This window comes from Shewanella sedimentimangrovi (assembly GCF_017354965.1).
Classification (GTDB): Bacteria; Pseudomonadota; Gammaproteobacteria; order Enterobacterales; family Shewanellaceae; genus Shewanella; species Shewanella cyperi.
Map to the genome: position 1 here is coordinate 2042824 of NZ_CP071502.1, position 16619 is coordinate 2059442.

At 50.5% G+C, this 16619-nt stretch carries 18 protein-coding genes; 3 read left to right on the plus strand and 15 right to left on the minus strand.

Annotated features, from left to right (window positions below):
- Positions 1 to 2: 2 nt before the first annotated feature.
- On the minus strand, positions 3 to 908 hold the full coding sequence (gene yvcK / locus JYB85_RS08825) for a uridine diphosphate-N-acetylglucosamine-binding protein YvcK (protein WP_207381878.1): 906 nt from the start codon (positions 906 to 908) through the stop codon (positions 3 to 5).
- Between the two features lie 200 nt (positions 909 to 1108).
- On the opposite strand from yvcK, the gene JYB85_RS08830 reads away from it, so the two are divergent.
- Together JYB85_RS08830 and JYB85_RS08835 are read left to right on the plus strand one after the other, a co-directional pair.
- Positions 1109 to 1930, plus strand: a complete 822-nt coding sequence (locus JYB85_RS08830) for a glucosaminidase domain-containing protein (protein ID WP_207381879.1) — start codon at positions 1109 to 1111, stop codon at positions 1928 to 1930.
- Positions 1908 to 2525: a DUF2987 domain-containing protein gene (locus JYB85_RS08835; RefSeq protein WP_207381880.1), complete on the plus strand. Its 618-nt coding sequence runs from the start codon at positions 1908 to 1910 to the stop codon at positions 2523 to 2525. The genes JYB85_RS08830 and JYB85_RS08835 overlap by 23 nt, the downstream gene beginning before the upstream one ends.
- A 55-nt stretch (positions 2526 to 2580) precedes the next feature.
- On the opposite strand, the gene ttcA is transcribed toward JYB85_RS08835, so the two are convergent.
- The 11 genes from ttcA to ccoN all read right to left on the minus strand — a co-directional run bounded on the left by ttcA (position 2581) and on the right by ccoN (position 12491).
- Positions 2581 to 3525: a tRNA 2-thiocytidine(32) synthetase TtcA gene (ttcA, locus tag JYB85_RS08840; protein ID WP_207381881.1), complete on the minus strand. Its 945-nt coding sequence runs from the start codon at positions 3523 to 3525 to the stop codon at positions 2581 to 2583.
- A gap of 70 nt (positions 3526 to 3595) precedes the next feature.
- On the minus strand, positions 3596 to 4528 hold the full coding sequence (gene uspE, locus JYB85_RS08845) for a universal stress protein UspE (RefSeq protein ID WP_207381882.1): 933 nt from the start codon (positions 4526 to 4528) through the stop codon (positions 3596 to 3598).
- 83 nt (positions 4529 to 4611) lie between these two features.
- The gene (gene etrA, locus JYB85_RS08850) at positions 4612 to 5358 is read right to left on the minus strand and encodes an electron transport transcriptional regulator EtrA (RefSeq protein WP_207322988.1); all 747 of its coding nucleotides are present in this window, start codon (positions 5356 to 5358) and stop codon (positions 4612 to 4614) included.
- 61 nt (positions 5359 to 5419) lie between these two features.
- Positions 5420 to 6115 carry a sulfite exporter TauE/SafE family protein gene (locus JYB85_RS08855; protein ID WP_207381883.1) on the minus strand — a complete coding sequence of 232 codons (696 nt, stop codon included), beginning with the start codon at positions 6113 to 6115 and terminating at the stop codon, positions 5420 to 5422.
- The gene (gene ccoS / locus JYB85_RS08860; protein ID WP_207381884.1) at positions 6112 to 6294 is read right to left on the minus strand and encodes a cbb3-type cytochrome oxidase assembly protein CcoS; all 183 of its coding nucleotides are present in this window, start codon (positions 6292 to 6294) and stop codon (positions 6112 to 6114) included. The genes JYB85_RS08855 and ccoS overlap by 4 nt, the downstream gene beginning before the upstream one ends.
- Positions 6291 to 8678 (minus strand): heavy metal translocating P-type ATPase, encoded by a 2388-nt coding sequence (locus JYB85_RS08865; protein WP_207381885.1) that lies wholly within the window; start codon positions 8676 to 8678, stop codon positions 6291 to 6293. Before JYB85_RS08865 ends, ccoS begins: the two co-directional genes overlap by 4 nt.
- 5 nt (positions 8679 to 8683) lie before the next feature.
- Complete coding sequence (locus tag JYB85_RS08870) at positions 8684 to 9163, minus strand: FixH family protein (protein WP_207381886.1); 480 nt, start codon at positions 9161 to 9163, stop codon at positions 8684 to 8686.
- Between the two features lie 110 nt (positions 9164 to 9273).
- Positions 9274 to 10245 carry a cytochrome-c oxidase, cbb3-type subunit III gene (ccoP, locus tag JYB85_RS08875; RefSeq protein WP_207382018.1) on the minus strand — a complete coding sequence of 324 codons (972 nt, stop codon included), beginning with the start codon at positions 10243 to 10245 and terminating at the stop codon, positions 9274 to 9276.
- 5 nt (positions 10246 to 10250) lie between these two features.
- Positions 10251 to 10424 carry a cbb3-type cytochrome oxidase subunit 3 gene (locus JYB85_RS08880; RefSeq protein WP_207322992.1) on the minus strand — a complete coding sequence of 58 codons (174 nt, stop codon included), beginning with the start codon at positions 10422 to 10424 and terminating at the stop codon, positions 10251 to 10253.
- A gap of 12 nt (positions 10425 to 10436) precedes the next feature.
- On the minus strand, positions 10437 to 11042 hold the full coding sequence (gene ccoO, locus JYB85_RS08885) for a cytochrome-c oxidase, cbb3-type subunit II (RefSeq protein ID WP_207381887.1): 606 nt from the start codon (positions 11040 to 11042) through the stop codon (positions 10437 to 10439).
- Positions 11043 to 11054: 12 nt separating this feature from the next.
- Complete coding sequence (gene ccoN, locus JYB85_RS08890) at positions 11055 to 12491, minus strand: cytochrome-c oxidase, cbb3-type subunit I (protein WP_207381888.1); 1437 nt, start codon at positions 12489 to 12491, stop codon at positions 11055 to 11057.
- A 536-nt stretch (positions 12492 to 13027) separates the two neighbouring features.
- Here ccoN and JYB85_RS08895 point away from each other — a divergent pair.
- Positions 13028 to 13213 carry a hypothetical protein gene (locus JYB85_RS08895; RefSeq protein WP_207381889.1) on the plus strand — a complete coding sequence of 62 codons (186 nt, stop codon included), beginning with the start codon at positions 13028 to 13030 and terminating at the stop codon, positions 13211 to 13213.
- On the opposite strand, the gene JYB85_RS08900 is transcribed toward JYB85_RS08895, so the two are convergent.
- From JYB85_RS08900 to JYB85_RS08910, 3 genes are all read right to left on the minus strand, one after another.
- Positions 13207 to 14787 carry a DUF3369 domain-containing protein gene (locus tag JYB85_RS08900; RefSeq protein ID WP_207381890.1) on the minus strand — a complete coding sequence of 527 codons (1581 nt, stop codon included), beginning with the start codon at positions 14785 to 14787 and terminating at the stop codon, positions 13207 to 13209. The two genes, JYB85_RS08895 and JYB85_RS08900, sit on opposite strands and share 7 nt — an antisense overlap.
- 388 nt (positions 14788 to 15175) lie before the next feature.
- On the minus strand, positions 15176 to 15592 hold the full coding sequence (locus JYB85_RS08905; protein ID WP_207322997.1) for a hypothetical protein: 417 nt from the start codon (positions 15590 to 15592) through the stop codon (positions 15176 to 15178).
- Positions 15593 to 15850: 258 nt separating this feature from the next.
- A complete protein-coding gene (locus tag JYB85_RS08910; protein WP_207381891.1) occupies positions 15851 to 16594 on the minus strand; it encodes an SCO family protein in 744 nt (247 codons plus the stop codon).
- Positions 16595 to 16619 lie beyond the last annotated feature (25 nt).

The window sequence follows — 16619 nt, forward strand, 5'->3', positions numbered from 1 at the left end:
TGTCAGGCAATTTTTCTTGCTTGCTGCAGCAGGAGATTCAGAGCGTCAATCAGCCCGAGTCTGTCGTGCAGTCCCGGATGATGTTTCGATTTCAAGGGGAAATAGTAACACCTGCCTTCCTTATAAATTTGCTCTGAGTGGCAAATAACGCTGTCTATAACCTCTTTGCCTATCAGTCGATGGCACCATTGCATTTTTTGCAGTGGGTTAAGATTGGCGGCGGCCGAAAGTTCCGGCGTGAGGTTGTCTATCAATATCACCCTGGCATTACTGCTGCGGATAGCGTTTGCAACTCTGGGTAACAGCAGTGCCGGAAGGGTGCTGGTAAGAAAACTCCCGGGTCCCAGCAGGATAAGATCCGCCGATAAAATTGCCTGACAAGCTTCATCCGTAGCCTCAACCATGGGCTCAAGTGCGAGGGCCAGTGGCGGCTCCGGCATATTATCAACTTCCAGCTCGCCGATGACCCTGTGGCCTGAGGTATTGAGTGCGACCAGGTGGGTAGGTTGCTCCGACATGGGGATCAGCCGGGTTTCAATCTTGAGCAAATTGCGGATAAGGTTTACTGCTTCCAGCGGCCGCACGCACAACTTGTCCAGCGCCAGCAGGATAAGATTGCCCAGGTTGTGGCCATTCAATTCACCACAACCTTCAAAGCGATAATCAAATAACAATGAGCCCAATGACGGCCTGTTTGCCAATTGGGTGAGGCAGTTTCTAAGGTCTCCCCAGGCGATACAGTCCTCTTCCAGCCTCAGACGCCCTGTAGAACCGCCATTGTCTGTGGTGGCAACTATGCCGGTCAGGCGGGAGCCGAGAAAGTCCAGGCACGACAACAGTCGCCCCAGGCCGTGTCCACCACCGATGGCAACCACATTTTGGTATTGAGAAATATGTTGTATGTGCATAACAAATTCTGTCCTTGGTCTACTGCCTTCTATCCCTTTGCGCCGACACATCCTTCCGGCGGACAAGCGCTAGTTTACCCAATAGCGGGCGGAAAAGAAGCCGAAAATTTTGTCGCCAAGGGGTTATCGCCTATAATGCCAGCGGACATTTGATTAAGAATGTCATTATTTTTTGTTAAATTAATAGGATAGCATCGGGAATGGGTTTGATAAGCCGTACATTGCTTGCCTTCGGCCTGGTCATAATAGCGATTTTCAGCCTCAGGTTGTGCTTGTTGCCAGTGTCTGAGTCGCAGAAGAGCCAGTCGCAAATAAGTGGTATGCAAGCGTCTGCCAGTGCTGATGTGCCTGATTTTGATGGGATCCCTGACATCACCGAGAAGAAGCAGGCGTTTTTTGATTTTCTGCGGCCTATAGTAAAACGCCAAAACAGCATAATTGCCACCGAAAGGCAATTTCTTGAGACCTTGGCCGAAAACCTCGATAACGGACATTTGCCGTCCCAGGCCGACATTTATAAATTCAATAAACTGGCACAAAAGTATCAGTTGGAACTGAGAACTCTGGACGCGGCCTCGCTGCATCGTATGCTCCGGCGGGTGGATGTGGTTCCCGAGGCCATGGTGCTCATCCAGGCGGCCAATGAAAGTGGCTGGGGAAGTTCACGCTTTGCCCGGGAAGGGCGTAATTTCTTTGGCCAATGGTGTTACACCAAGGGCTGCGGCCTGGTGCCCGAGTCCCGCGGAGATGGCATGAGTCATGAGGTGAAAGTCTTCAAGACGGTTGAAGCCTCGGTATCCTCCTATATGCGCAATCTGAACTCCAATGGTGCCTACGCCATGTTCCGTGCCATCAGGGCGGATCAACGGGCCCAGGGGCGTACACCGAATGCTGAAGATTTGATTTATGGCCTGGTCAATTACTCTGAGCGCCAGGACGCTTATATCGAAGAGTTGCTGCAAATGTTGCGGCATAATCAAAAATATCTGGTTGAAAATAATGAACAAAGCTCTGCTGTTTAGCTTGTTGTTTACACCCGCCTTGATGGCGGAAACTGTCTCTTTGGAATACAAGGAGTTTTACGAACGCCTTAATGTGGTCAACAAATCCGGCGTGCAACTGGTCGAGCTCACCTTCAGTGTGGCTCCTGCCGATAAATGCCCTCTGGAAGGTGGACAAATCACCTCGGGCAGCCAGAGTTATCCTTTGACCATCTCCAGGGATCAGCGGCTGTTGTTGCCCTTTGATGAGCAACTGAAATTGGATAGGGCACTAATCCAGTTAACCATATCTGGCGAAGAAAATCGGTGCGGACTGGCAATGCAACTCCGCGAGCGCCAACCTATGATGAATTACAGCGCCGAGCGCCTTACCCAGCTGCTGACCGAAATGGACAAGGTACTGGATAATATGCAGGGTTTCCCGCTCAAATATTTCAGAAAACCCATAGATGGATTAAGTTTTGAGTTTGTGGATGACGGTGCCATGGTGATTTTGGATGGTGTGAGCAAAGCTGCCGGCAGTAAATTTACCCTCAGCAAAGAAGATTTGGCTCAGGTTAAGATAGTACAATTCAGTCAGGTGCCCAAAGTGGTGAGCCCCTGGATTAACCAATAGCAAGCCGTAATAAAAAAGCCCGCTCAGCGGGCTTTTTTATTACGGCAAATTCCAATCAAGGCTGAAAGGTGCTGACAATGTCGATTCGCTGCGCCATATCCAATTTGATATGGCCGCTGTTACTGACGTCCATAAAGTCAAAAGCCGGCAGGTCGGCTTCAGCCACATCGCCACGGAACTCCGCATTGGGATTGCGTTTAAGCGAGACAAAATCAAATTGTTCCCTGTCCACACCCTGGGACGGAGCGGTATTTTGCATGGCCGTAAATATGGTTTCGATGCGTCCGGGATAATGCTTGTCCCATTGGTTTAGCATGTCCTTGATTGCGGCACGCTTAAGGTTTTCCTGTGATCCGCAAAGATTGCAGGGAATTATAGGAAACTGTTTAAGTTCGGCGTATTCGGCGATGTCTTTTTCGCGGCAGTAGGCGAGTGGACGGATCACTACGTTTGCGCCATCATCGGAAAGCAACTTGGGCGGCATGGCCTTCATTTTGCCGCCGTAGAACATGTTCAAAAACAGAGTTTCGATAATGTCGTCCCTGTGATGCCCCAAGGCGATTTTTGTTGCACCTATGCGCTGGGCAAAACCGTACAGGGTGCCACGGCGTAACCTGGAGCACAGGGAGCAGGTGGTTTTACCTTCGGGGATCTTGTCTTTGACTATGGAGTAAGTGTCTTTTTCAAGAATATGGTAAGGGATATTCAGGCTGTCCAGATAAGCAGGCAACACGTGCTCGGGGAAGCCGGGCTGCTTTTGGTCAAGATTGACTGCCACTATCTCAAAGTTTACCGGGGCGCGCTGCTGTAGATTGATCAATATATCCAGCATGGCATAGCTGTCTTTGCCGCCGGAGAGGCAACACATGACACGATCGCCTTCTTCAATCATGTTGTAATCGGCAATGGCGCTGCCAACTTCACGGCGCAGTCGCTTTTGCAACTTGTTAAGCCGCGTGATTTGTTTTTTGCTGAGTTCTTCCGAAAATACTTCTGACATAAAAAAGCGCCCGATAACCTGGTTGTTTCAGGGCGCGTATTATTCCAGCTATCGACTGGCGGGTAAAGCGCTATGCGTCTGCCAGCGGTGATTTATACCCTTCGGGTTTGATAGCCAACAAGTCACAGTTAAGACTGTCTATGACATGCTCGGCAGTGTTGCCGATAAGGGCTGCAGACAAGCCGGTACGACCTACCGTACCAAGGATCACCAACTCGGCATCCAACTGCGATGCCAACTCGGGGATCACGTCCTCGGGTAAACCTTCCTTCACATGACAGTGCTCTGCGGCTATGCCGTAGGCGGTAGCCAGGTAATCTACCCTTTGTTCATGTTGCATGCGAATAGATTCGTTGTAGGTATGGGCATCAAAGTCAGGCAATTCTATGGCGAGATTTACCGGTGTTCCGGGATAACCGTTGACCAGATGCACCTCGGCACCGAACTTCTTCGCCAGTTCCTGGGCATGCTCAATGATTTTGCCGTTAAGGGACTGGTGCTCGGGATCTTCACTGGCCACGTTAACCGCACAGAGAATTTTTCCGCCCACCTGCCAACCGTGTTCTTTGACCAAGAGCACCGGAATAGGGGACTTGCGCATCAAATGCCAATCGGTGGGGGTGAAAATCACGGCTTTGAACTTATCGTGCTCGTGGGTGCCCTTAACGATAAGATCATAACCGCCGGCAATTGCGTGATTGATAATGCTTTCAAAGGGACGGTTGTGCCAAACAACTTCACTGTCAATGCTAATACCGCGGCCTTGGTATTCGGCAAGCACATCGGAGAGCCAGGCTATCCTTTGCTCAATAACCCCTTTACGCATGGCTTCCCTTTCCTGGGTAGACAGCATGGAGGTCATCTCATAGGAAAAATCATAGATAGACAGAAATACCGTAATGGCCGCACCATTTTTTTCTGCCAATTCGACCGCTCGGGCAACGGCTGCCTGCTTGTCTGTGGTAGGGTCAATGACCACCAGCAGCTTTTGATAATCCTTCATAACTGACTCCAATAATTTGTCGTTGTGGTTATATTATGCACCACTGATGCAGCTGCGAATTGTTTTAGATCAATTCCTTAGTATCACCTTGCAATTCTGGCAGTGCCGGCCAGTTGATTGAGGCCGGCAGCGTCTAATATGGTGATGTACTTGCCTTTCACCTCAATCAAACCTGACTTCTGGAAGCGCCCCAGCAAACGGCTGATGGTTTCGACCGTCAGTCCCAAATAGTTGCCTATATCGCCGCGGGTCATGGTGAGCCTGAATTCCCGGGCGGAGAAACCACGGTTACCGTAGCGACGGGCCAGGTTACTGATAAATGCCGCCAGTCGTTCCTCGGCATTCTTCTTGCTCAGCAGCAGGATCATCTCTTGATCGCTCATGATTTCATTGCTCATCAGACGCATGATTTGCTGACGCAACTTGGGCATGGTGCCGGACAGTTCATCCAGGGTATTGAAGGGGATCTCGCATACCATGGAGGTTTCCAGTGCCTGTGCAAAGCTTTGGTGGCTTTGACCGTGGATCCCATCAAAACCTATGACGTCGCCGGCGAGGTGAAAGCCGGTGATTTGCTCATCACCTTGCTCTGTGATGGTGTAACTTTTTACGGTTCCTGAACGAATGGCATACAAAGATTTCAGGGAATCACCGGACTGAAAAATTTGCTCGCCCTTTTGAATGGGCTTTTTGCGTTCAATGATGTTGTCCAACTGATCCAACTCATTGGTATTCAACGTAAATGGAATACACAGAGTTCCCATGCTGCAGTCGTGACAATGTATGGTGCAACCTGCGTTTGCGGGGCGACGGCCTTTTGTTTGATCCATTGCGATATTCAATCCCGAAACTGTCTGTTTAGCTTATGGTAAACCAATTGTGTTTTCTGGGCTAGCCAAGCTGTGATAATCCAATATAAAGGGTCTGCAGCCCGAAAACCATTAAAATAATACCGAAAATCAGCCTGATACTACGTTTTTGTAGCCAGGATGACAGGCTGCTGGCAGCAAAGCCACTGCTTAACATCACCGGCAGTGTTCCCAAACCGAAAAACAGCATGATAAGCATGCCCTGCAGCGGATCTGCCGATGCAACCGACCAGGTAAGAGTAGAGTAGACCAGGCCACAGGGCAGCCAGCCCCAAATCATGCCGGCAAAGAAGGCCTTGCTGCGCCTGTTTATCGGCAACAGGGGGCGGGAGAGCGGCTGCAGCCAGCGCCAGAGCAGCTTGCCGAGCTTTTCCAGGCGCAACAGGCCATGCCATATTCTGGCGATATAGAGTCCCAGCAGGATCATCATGGTGCCTGCCAAAAGTCGCATCAGCAGTAAAAAGTGCTTGGCTTGCAGCAGGGTGTCCAAACCCGACACCAGGGCACCACAAAGTAATCCTGCGAGGCTGTAACTGAAAATACGGCCAAAATTATAGCTGAACAAAAATCCCAGCCTGTGGGCCAAATGATTTTCACCCGGTGCCGGAGTGGGGATCTGGGCTGAAAAAGCGCCGGTCAGACCGCCGCACATCCCAAGGCAATGACCACCGCCCATCAGGCCAACGAAGAAAGCGGCAGCAACTCCGTATTCCATCATGGCTGCGGATCTTGCTCTTCAGCGGGCTTTACCGGCTTGGTATCTTCGTCAAACAAAATGGACAGGCTTTGGCGATCCAAATCGTCAAATTGTTCGGAGCGCACCGCCCAGAAAAACACCCCCACGGCTATCAAGACGAATAGCATGGCAATGGGGATCAACACGTAAATAATGCTCATAGTTTGGTCCTGAGAAGGCGAAGGCTGTTGCTGACGACAATCAACGAACTGGCAGACATGCCAATGGCCGCCACGTAGGGCACGACATGACCCGTTACCGCCAAGGGTAACACCAACAGGTTGTAACCCAGCGCCCAGGCCAAATTCTGCCTGATAATGCGTCTGGTGCGCTTGGCTATTGCTACGGCCTGGGTAAAACGATGGAGATGATCGCCAAGTAAAATCAAATCGGCGTTATTTTTGGCCAGGGCCGTGCCACTTCCCATGGCGACCGACACGTGGGCGGCGGCAAGCACGGGGGCATCGTTAATGCCATCGCCGAACATGGCCACCTTGTGGTGAGCTTGCAACTCATTGATGAGCGTAAGCTTGTCGGCGGGCTTCAAATTGGCGTGTACCTTTTCAATACCCAAGGACTCGGCAACCTCGAGCACGTGGCGGGAATTGTCTCCGCTGGCAATGGCGATATTGAAGCCATCACGTTTGAGTTCATCGACCGTCTGCTTGGCATCTGCTCTCAATTTATCTTCCAGGGCATATGCAGCAATAAGTTTGCCGTCGCAACTGAGGTAAATCCACTGGCGCTTGGCATCGACAGGGTCACAGTTACAGAAGGCAGCATTGCCGATTCTGAAGACCTTTTGCTCTATGACCCCCTCAATTCCTTCACCCACGAAATGACGGATGGCAGTGGCTTTCAACGAGGATGAAAGGTAAGGACTGAAGGCTTTGGCTATGGGATGCAAAGAGCCGTATTCCAGCGCCGCGGCAAATTCGAGAACCTCGGCTTCCGTATACTCATCAAAAAGCCTTATCCCGTCGATGGTGACATTGCCATTGGTTAGGGTGCCGGTTTTGTCGAACAGCACGGTATCAACCTGGGGGAGCTTTTCAAACACGCCGGGCGTGCGGCTGATGATCCCCAAGCGGGTAAACAGTCCCGTGGCACAAGTCACAGCCGTGGGGGTCGCCAGCGCCAATGCGCAGGGGCAGGTGGCGACCAGTACCGACAATGTTATCCAGAACGCATCCTCAGGAGAGATGAAATAGTGCCAGACAAGGAAGGTGATGGTCGCGATGGTAAGTATGGTTGCCGAGAAGTACCTGGCCAGCTTGTCTGCCAATATGGCGATGGCGGGCCGGCTGTTGGCCGCGAACTCCTGGAGTCGCATGATTTCAGCCACCAGTTGGTCTTGCCCAAGGGCGCTCACCTGAATTTCCAGAGGCTGTTCCAAATTTATGGTGCCGGCATACACCTGCTCGGCAGGTCTTTTGAGAACAGGGTGCTGCTCGCCGGTGAGCATGGCTTCATTCACACCGGATACTCCGCATATCACCTTGCCGTCTGCGGCGATGGCTTCGCCGGGTTTTACAAGAATAGTGTCGTTCAGGACCAGACGTTTAGCCGGTATTTCCTCAGGCGTACCATTGGTTAACCGCACTGCTGTCAGGGGCACCAGTTTGTGCAGGTTACTGGCACTGACAGATGCTTTGCGACGGGCACTTTGTTCAAAATAGCGACCTAACAGCAGGAAGAAGGTGAACATGGATACGGATTCAAAGTACACCTCGCCGGTGCCTTGAATGGTGGCCACACAACTGGCGATATAGGCGCCACAAATGGCTATCGACACCGACACGTCCATGTTCAGGCGACCGGACAGCAGCGCCCGCAGGGCACTGAAATAGAAGGGTTGTGCTGAGTAAAACACCACCGGCGCCGCAAAAATCAGGCTCACCCAGCGGAAATAATCACGAAATTCGGTTTCAAGATCGGTGAAGTAACCGGCGTAAAGGGCCAGTGCAAACATCATCACCTGCATGGTGGCAAAACCCGCCAGGCCCAGTCGCAGGAGGAAGCGGCGGCTGTTGCGACTGCTGGCCAGCTCTTCCGAATCAAGCTGGAATGGTGCCGCGTGGTAACCTATACGGTTGATCTCATTAAGTATGTTGCTGAGTTTAAGCTGGTCTGGCAGCCATTTGATCAGAGCCCGCTGGGTAGTGGAGTTAACCATGGCCTGCTTTACACCTGGCATCTGTTTAAGCTTATGCTCAATCAGCCAGGCACAGGCGGCGCAGCTTATTCCATCAACAGTGAGAGTAACTTCTTCCAGACCATTTCGGCTGTGAACAAAATCCTGTTGCACCTCTGGTAAATCGTAGGCGCTGAAGCCCTTAAGTGCTTCGGGAACCAAGGCCTGCTGACGACTGGCCGGTTCGGAGCGGTAGCGGTAATAGCTGGTTAAGCCCGCATCCACAATTGCTTGCGCGACCGCCTGGCAGCCGGGGCAACACATGGCACGGTTTTCGCCATCTATCACGGCGGAAAAAGCGGTTGTCGCGGCGATAGGTTCGGCACAATGAAAACACAAAGATGCGGACATGGTGCCTAGTTCATCCAATGCTGAGTACCGTCACCCAACTCAAGTCGTTTCTGCACCCGCCATTTACCGTCGAAACTCTCCAGGCGTACTTCCCACTTACCGGCCATCGCTGTCTGCGGCATGATGCGGTAATTTTGGTTGGCATCCTGGGTGGCGACCAATTTGAAATCGCGCTCCGCCAAAGTCGGGTGATAAAAAGCCACATTCAACGCCGCTTCATAGGCGGGACCACCGTGCTGAACAATCACTATCTGATTGTCCCTGTACTCGAGGGAAAACTGCATTCCAAGCTGCTTGGCATATTGGATTTTGCTTAAATCCTGATTGATGGCCTTACCTTGCTTGTAATAGTCGTCGGCAACCAGAGAGTCGGAATTGTCCATGGCAATCTTCAGGGTGGTGAAGCTGGCGACCACGGCGCAAAGGGGGAGGGTGATCAGGAACCAGGGCCAGAACTGCTTATACCAGGCTTGCTGTATGCTCATATTGATTATCCGGGTTGTAATGAGGCGTTATTTTAACGTCATTTGCCTTATGGATCACTTAAAAAAAAGGCCCCGAAAATATACGAGGCCTTTGTTCCAATGAATGCTAATTACTTGTTTGACAAGCTGTAAACGTAAGCAGCAATCACGTGTACCTTCTCTTCACCCAGCACTTCTTTCCATGCCGGCATTACGCCGCTGCGACCATGCTTGATGGATTCTTCGATAACACCGCGACTTCCGCCGTACAGCCAGGCATCGTCGGTCAAATCGGGAGCACCCATGAATTTATTGCCTTTTTTGTCCATGCCGTGGCATGCAAAGCAACCTTTCATGAAAGACGCCTGACCTTGTGCGGCCAGAGCGGCATCGTGCTCACGACCGTTCAGACTGAAGACGAATTCAGCCAGACCTTTGATTTCGCTGTCATCGATTGGCAAGCCACCCTTGGGAGGCATCATGCCCTTACGACCGTTCATGATAGAGGTCTTGATGGTGGCCAGATCGCCGCCATAGAGCCAATCAGTATCGGTCAGGTTAGGGAAGCCTTGTCCGCCGCGAGCGTCAGAGCCGTGGCACTGGGCGCAGTTTTGCAGGAACAAACGACGACCTACCTTGAGGGCCTCTTCGTTCTTCACCAGCTCTTCCAGTGGTGTTTCGGCATAAGCCTTGAACACAGGACCAAAGGTTTCGTTGGCATGCTTGACTTCCATATCGTACTGAACCCAGCGACCTTCATTGATGGCGGCTTCAGTAGCGGCTTTGGAATCGGCCTTGATACCCTGTTCGGTACCAATGCTCTGGTTGGAGCTGCTCCAGCCCAGCAAGCCTTTGTAGTTACCCAGACCTGGGTAAAGTGCCAAATAAACCACACCAAACACGATAGTGATATAGAACATATAACTCCACCACTTGGGCAGTGGGTTATTGATCTCTTCAATACCGTCGAAGCTGTGGCCCATTGATTCGCCTTCTTTGATGTCCGGCGTAGTGTTCTTGGAACAGATACGCAGCAACACAAAACATCCGACGATCACAACAATGGTGAGTACGGTGATCCACATACTCCAGAAGCTACTCATTAACATTAGTTTTGCTCTCCTGAGTCCTTCATAGACTTGGTTTCCTCATCGGAAAACACAAGATTAGCTGCCTCGTCGAATTGCTTCTTACGACGGGAGCTGTATGCCCAAGCAAATATACCGACGAAGGTCAGCATTACAACGATTGTAACAATTCCCTGTAATGTGCCGTAATCCATATAGTTGCCTCCTTATTTGAGTGCGTGACCCAAGGATTGCAGATAGGCAATAAGTGCCTGCATTTCTGTTTTCCCTTCGACGGCCTTCTGGGCACCCGAAATGTCCTGGTCAGTGTATGGCACACCAAAACCACGCATCACTTCCATCTTCTTGGCAGTGTATTCACCTGTGAGGGTGTTTTTACCGAGCCAAGGGAAGGCAGGCATGTTGGATTGAGGTACCACAGCACGTGGGTCAGTCAGGTGAACTTCGTGCCACTTGTCGCTGTAACGACCGCCAACGCGGGCCAGATCAGGACCGGTACGCTTGGAGCCCCACAGGAATGGATGCTCCCACACGGACTCACCGGCAACTGAGTAGTGACCATAACGTTCGGTTTCGGCACGCAAAGGACGGATCATCTGGCTGTGACAGTTGTTACAACCTTCACGGATGTAAATGTCACGGCCTTCCAGTTCCAGTGCAGTATAAGGACGCAGACCGGCAACAGGTTCAGTGGTGTCTTTTTGGAACAGCAGTGGAGTGATCTGCACCAGACCGCCGATACTGATGGCGATAACGGTGAATATACCCAGCAAACCAATGTTCTTCTCGACTATTTCATGATTGAATTTCATCGGGTCTACTCCTTACGCGGCCTTGGCTTCAGCCAGGGCTGGCAGTGAATCTTTCGGGGCCTTCACGGTGCGGTACACGTTGTAAGCCATGATCAGCATACCGGCGACGAAGAAACAGCCACCCAGGAAGCGAACGAAGTAGAAGGGGTAAGATGCCTGCAGACTTTCAACGAAGCTGTAGGTCAGGGTGCCGTCAGAGTTAACTGCACGCCACATCAGACCCTGCATTACACCGGAGATCCACATGGAAACGATGTACAGTACTGTACCTATGGTCGCCAACCAGAAATGGGTGTTAACCAGGGTAGTGGAGTACATGCGGCCATGGCCGAACAGCACGGGGATCAGGTGATACAGAGAACCGATAGATACCATGGCAACCCAACCCAGAGCGCCGGAGTGAACGTGACCCACGGTCCAGTCGGTGTAGTGAGACAGGGCGTTAACTGTCTTGATGGCCATCATCGGGCCTTCGAAGGTAGACATACCGTAGAAGGACAGAGATACCACCAGGAAGCGCAGTACCGGATCGGTACGCAGTTTATGCCATGCGCCTGACAGGGTCATGATACCGTTGATCATGCCGCCCCATGAAGGTGCAAACAGGATCAGAGACATCACCATACCCAGAGACTGAGTCCAGTCGGGCAGGGCAGTGTAGTGCAGGTGGTGTGGACCGGCCCAAATGTAAAGGGCAATCAGTGCCCAGAAGTGCACAATGGACAGGCGATATGAGTAAACTGGACGACCGGCTTGCTTTGGCACGAAGTAGTACATCATGCCCAGGAATCCTGCAGTCAGCAGGAAGCCTACCGCGTTGTGACCGTACCACCACTGCACCATGGCATCCACGGCACCACTGTACAGAGAGTAGGATTTCCACAAACTGACAGGTACGGCCATAGAGTTAACTATGTGCAATACGGCGACTGTGATAATGAAGCCACCGAAGAACCAGTTGGCCACGTATATGTGGGAAGTGGTTCGCTTGATGATGGTGCCGAAGAACACTATTGCATAGGATACCCATACAACAGCGATGGCGATATCAATAGGCCATTCCAGCTCAGCGTATTCTTTACTGGTGGTAATACCCAGTGGCAGCGTGATTACGGCTGACAGGATAATGGCTTGCCAGCCCCAGAACGTGAATGCAGCCAATTTAGGCGCAAACAGACGGGTCTGACAGGTGCGTTGAACGACATAGTAGGAGGTGGCGAAAAGGGCTGATGTGCCGAACGCGAAAATCACCGCATTGGTGTGCAGTGGTCTCAGGCGACTGAAAGTCAACCAAGGAGTTTCGAAGTTCAGTTGTGGCCAGATTAACTGAGCCGCAATAAGTACACCTAATGACATACCAATGATGCCCCACAATACTGTGGTCAGAGCAAATTGGCGGACAACGGTGTAATTGTAATCAGCGCCGGTAGGCTGGGAATGGTTCATCATATTGCTTCCACTGCTTATTACTTTTACTTGTAGTTTGAGTAAAGCGAGCGCTTTACCTGTTTAAATGACTCGCTAAATCGGCTTCCCTACGGAAGTCGCCTTAGGCAGTCAATGCCTTTGCCTGCACTTTTGTAACCAAATGCAAGCAATCGCAATGATACTTGAGCCAAGTCAAAAAAGATACCGGATGGGGCCGGCGTTTATTGATCCAGATCAATCGCCGCAATAGAATGTTAACTTCTTGCAGCATAAGGTGAATTAGTGTGATAGGAAGTACATTTCCCAGGGTGATCGGCATCACAGTTTGCGCATTTTGTCTGAGTGCATGCGATTTGAGCGAAAAATCCGCACCAACGACAATATCTGATGCAAGTTTATGCGATTTTTACCGCGGCCCATGTGCCGTTGACTCACCGGATGGACAAGTCACTGTCTCCCTGGCTCCTGCAGCCGCTCCGAGTGAAAAGCCTTTGAATTTCATGATAGAAACTCCGATTCCTGTGAGGAAGATCACGGCTAGACTAGAGGGAAGAGATATGTTTATGGGCATTATCCCTCTTAAACTCGAAAAGTCAGACGAAAATCGCTATCAAGCCAATGCCATCTATGGTTCCTGCAGCAGTGGTTACATGGTGTGGCGTTTGTTTCTCAACCTTGAAACAGACGCGGGGCGACAGCAAAGTCTCTGGGTGGACTTTCGCGCCGATGCGCCGATTCAATAGTCGGCCGCACTGTCCTTCCAACATTCCTTGATAGCGACAAACCTATCGACGTTGGAGATAAAAATTTCCAGTAATTCAGGATCAAAGTGGCTGCCAGACAGACGCTGCATTTCCTCCAGTACCTCATCCAAGGGCCAGGCTTCCTTATAGCAACGGGCATGGGCGAGGGCATCAAACACATCCGCAATGGCCACAATACGGGCAAAAATGTGAATATCATTCGCGCGCAATCCATCGGGGTAACCACTGCCGTCATACTTTTCGTGATGTTGCAGTGCTATGGTGGCGGCAGCATTGAGAATAGGGCGCTCGGAATTGGCCAGGATCTGATAGCCGATACGCGGATGCTGCCTCATAACGCTCCATTCTTCGTCAATAAGTTTCCCGGGTTTGAGAAGCACGGCATCGGGAATGGCAATTTTTCCTATGTCATGCATGGGGGCCGCCCGCTTTAGCAGATCAGCCTGGTGTTCATTGAGGCCGGCGAGCAAGGCGAGATCATAACAGTAGGCCGCCATCCGCTTCACATGATTGGCTGCTTCCTTGGAGCGGCTTTCAACCACATCCCCAAGGCGCAGAATGAGTTCGGACTGGGTATCCTCAACCTCCTGATTCAACAGAAGATTTTCAAATGCCACACCGACATTAATGGCGAATATATCAATCAGTTGCTTGTCTAAATCATTGATTTTATCTATGCCATCCATATACAGCAGATTGATACAGCCACTTTTGGTCGGGAAATAACCAACAAAGCAGTTGTCTATATAAAGACATTTTTCTTCGGTCAGCGCCTGTTTTAGCAGCTTGAAGATATGTTCCGGCAAACGCTTATTGTGATGGGCCGCGAACTGACCCGTGCCGGCTAATATTTCGATTTCTTCGGACCCCACGTTACCGCTGATGGCATCGATGGCATCGCAGGACAGCAGCAGGGTTTCTGTGTCCAGATTCATCAGATTCGCCACCTGGGTAAGCAAACCATCGGCAAACTTGTGCATGGTGCGAAGTTCAAATAAACCCGAGGTGGCTTCCAGCACCCGTTCCAGACCTTTTCTGTGCCGCACCTGAGCCTGTCTGGCGGTTTCTATCTCCATGATATCGCGATAGGAGCGCAGTGATGAATACACGCTGGTGACCAGCTTGCGGGAGTCGAGCTCGGCCTTGGCCTTGTAGTCATTGATATCGTAATTGACTATGACATCTTCTTCGGGTGCCTGTCCGGGCTGGCCGGTGCGCAGAATAAGACGCATGGTACGGTTTTGCAGTTCCTCGCGGATCCACTTAACGAGTTCAAGACCCGCATGATCGCTTTCCATGACAACATCAATGAATGCCACAGCAACATCGGCTTCATTGTTAAGTATGTCTTTGGCTTGTTCGCCACTGTAGGCATTGATAAAGGACAGTGGCCGCCCGTCAAGCTTAAAGCGAGACAAGGCCAGCTTGGTTACTGTATGAACATCGGGTTCGTCGTCAACCACCAGGATTTTCCACGCGGGGCCAGTATGTTCCGGCTCTGACTTTTTTCTTCCTGAAAACAGCGGGCTTTTTTTTGCCATCTCAATGAGCATGTAGTTACCTCAAGCAATTTTCATAGGCGCGCAACTACTTTTCAGTGTAGTTCAACTATTTGGTGACATAAGATTTTTCGAAAGATAACCAAAGGGTAGTCGTTGCCTTGCAGAGCAAAGTAGGCATCGAGAGCGATGCTGGGAGGATAACCCCATGCTGACCAGAACATCTCACATCCTCACAAATCCAATTTACCATAATATACATTGTGCGCATTTAGATGTGACGCTGTGTGGCTGTTTGGATTACTGGCTGGGTAATTCCTGGGTTTCTGCATCGCACACGTCGCTACGCTCAGCCTTCGTTCGGCTTCGCATGCGACACTTTGATTTAGCCGGGCTCATAGCCGTCGAAGTCTCCAGCGGCAAGCATCTGCTGACTGCTAGCTTATTTCATAATTGAAACGGCCAATGAGACGGCTGAGATAAAAAATGCAGAGAAAGCTATCCACGTTCCTATCAAGAACTTATCTCGCTCTTGTCGCAAGTTAGCTAAGACAGAGGTCATTAGTGGGAAGTTTATACACCTTAAATCTTTGCCAGCGCTAAGAATAAATAGCTGAACCTTAGGTGCATTATCCTGTTCATAGCTGTAAAGCTTGTTCAAGTGGAAGTACAAGCGGCCAAAGACAATATCGATATCGACTTTAAGTTCATTGGCAACCCTCATGAAGTCAATCGGGACATAGACTTTCGATTCTCGCGTCCTTGCATCTTCATCAAAAGCAATAAAATCAGAATGGTACATGCGATAAATCGTGTTTAACACTTCTAAGTCGGTAGGGATTCTCTGTAGTACTGGCATAGTGTTTGGGCCTTATCTCTATGAACACATAACCATTGTACTACGGGATGAGTATAATCAACAGAAATATCAATTAAAATAACACGTTATGCAATAATGCATTATTGTTTTACTCCAATTGTAGTGAGAATTCGCACGACGCAAATTATGCAAAAAGGCCACCGGCCATCGATATGATACCTTGCTATGTGATTGTTTGAGTTACTGGCTGAGTAATCCTGCTTTTCGTTAAGTGTTGGCTCATCGGTGCTCTGTCGGTTACTGCGTAATAGACAGTGCGTCAATAATAGTTTTGAAATCCTGATAAAGAGTTTCAAGGTTGAAGCTGCTGGTGCCCAAGGCATTGGTGGTCGGCATTAAGACAGCGCTGAGTTCAGCCTTGGGATTGATAACATACAGTGTCATACCATGGCTGACGCTGTATTGGTCGTTGAATCCCGTGCTAGTAATGTTCTGGGTGTTGATGTCCTTTATCTCAATTGAGCTTTTGATACCCAGGAAGTGTTCGAAGCTCAGTTGCTGGTTTATGTCCGCAGTTCTGAGGCCCATCAACTTGGTACCGAAACCCTGCTCGAAGAAATGCACGTAGTCACTGAGCCTGGCTTCTGTGTCCCTTAACGGATCTACTGTGTAAAAAATAAAATCCGGCTGTTTCAATGCATCCAGATTTCGCAGTTTTTTCGACAAGGCACCGAGCGTCAGCATTGTGGTCGGGCAAACATCCGGACACGAGGTATAGCCATAGGCCAAAATGTGCCAATTTCCCATCAAGCTGGTTTTGTTAAATTTCAAGCCGTTATGGTCGGTTAAGCTGAGATCCGGCAGCGGCTTTGGCGGCTGCAACCAGTAGCCCTGCGCAAGTCGGGGTTTTATGTTAGTGGTTGCGGGAGCCAACAAAGCCAATAGACCAAAAAGTGCCAAGGCTATCAGTGCAGATACCAACCCAAGTCGACTTTTTACGGCAAGAGCCAGTACCTTGGTCTGCGTATCGTCGGTATGCATAGGTTAGCGTTCCATTTTGCTCCCA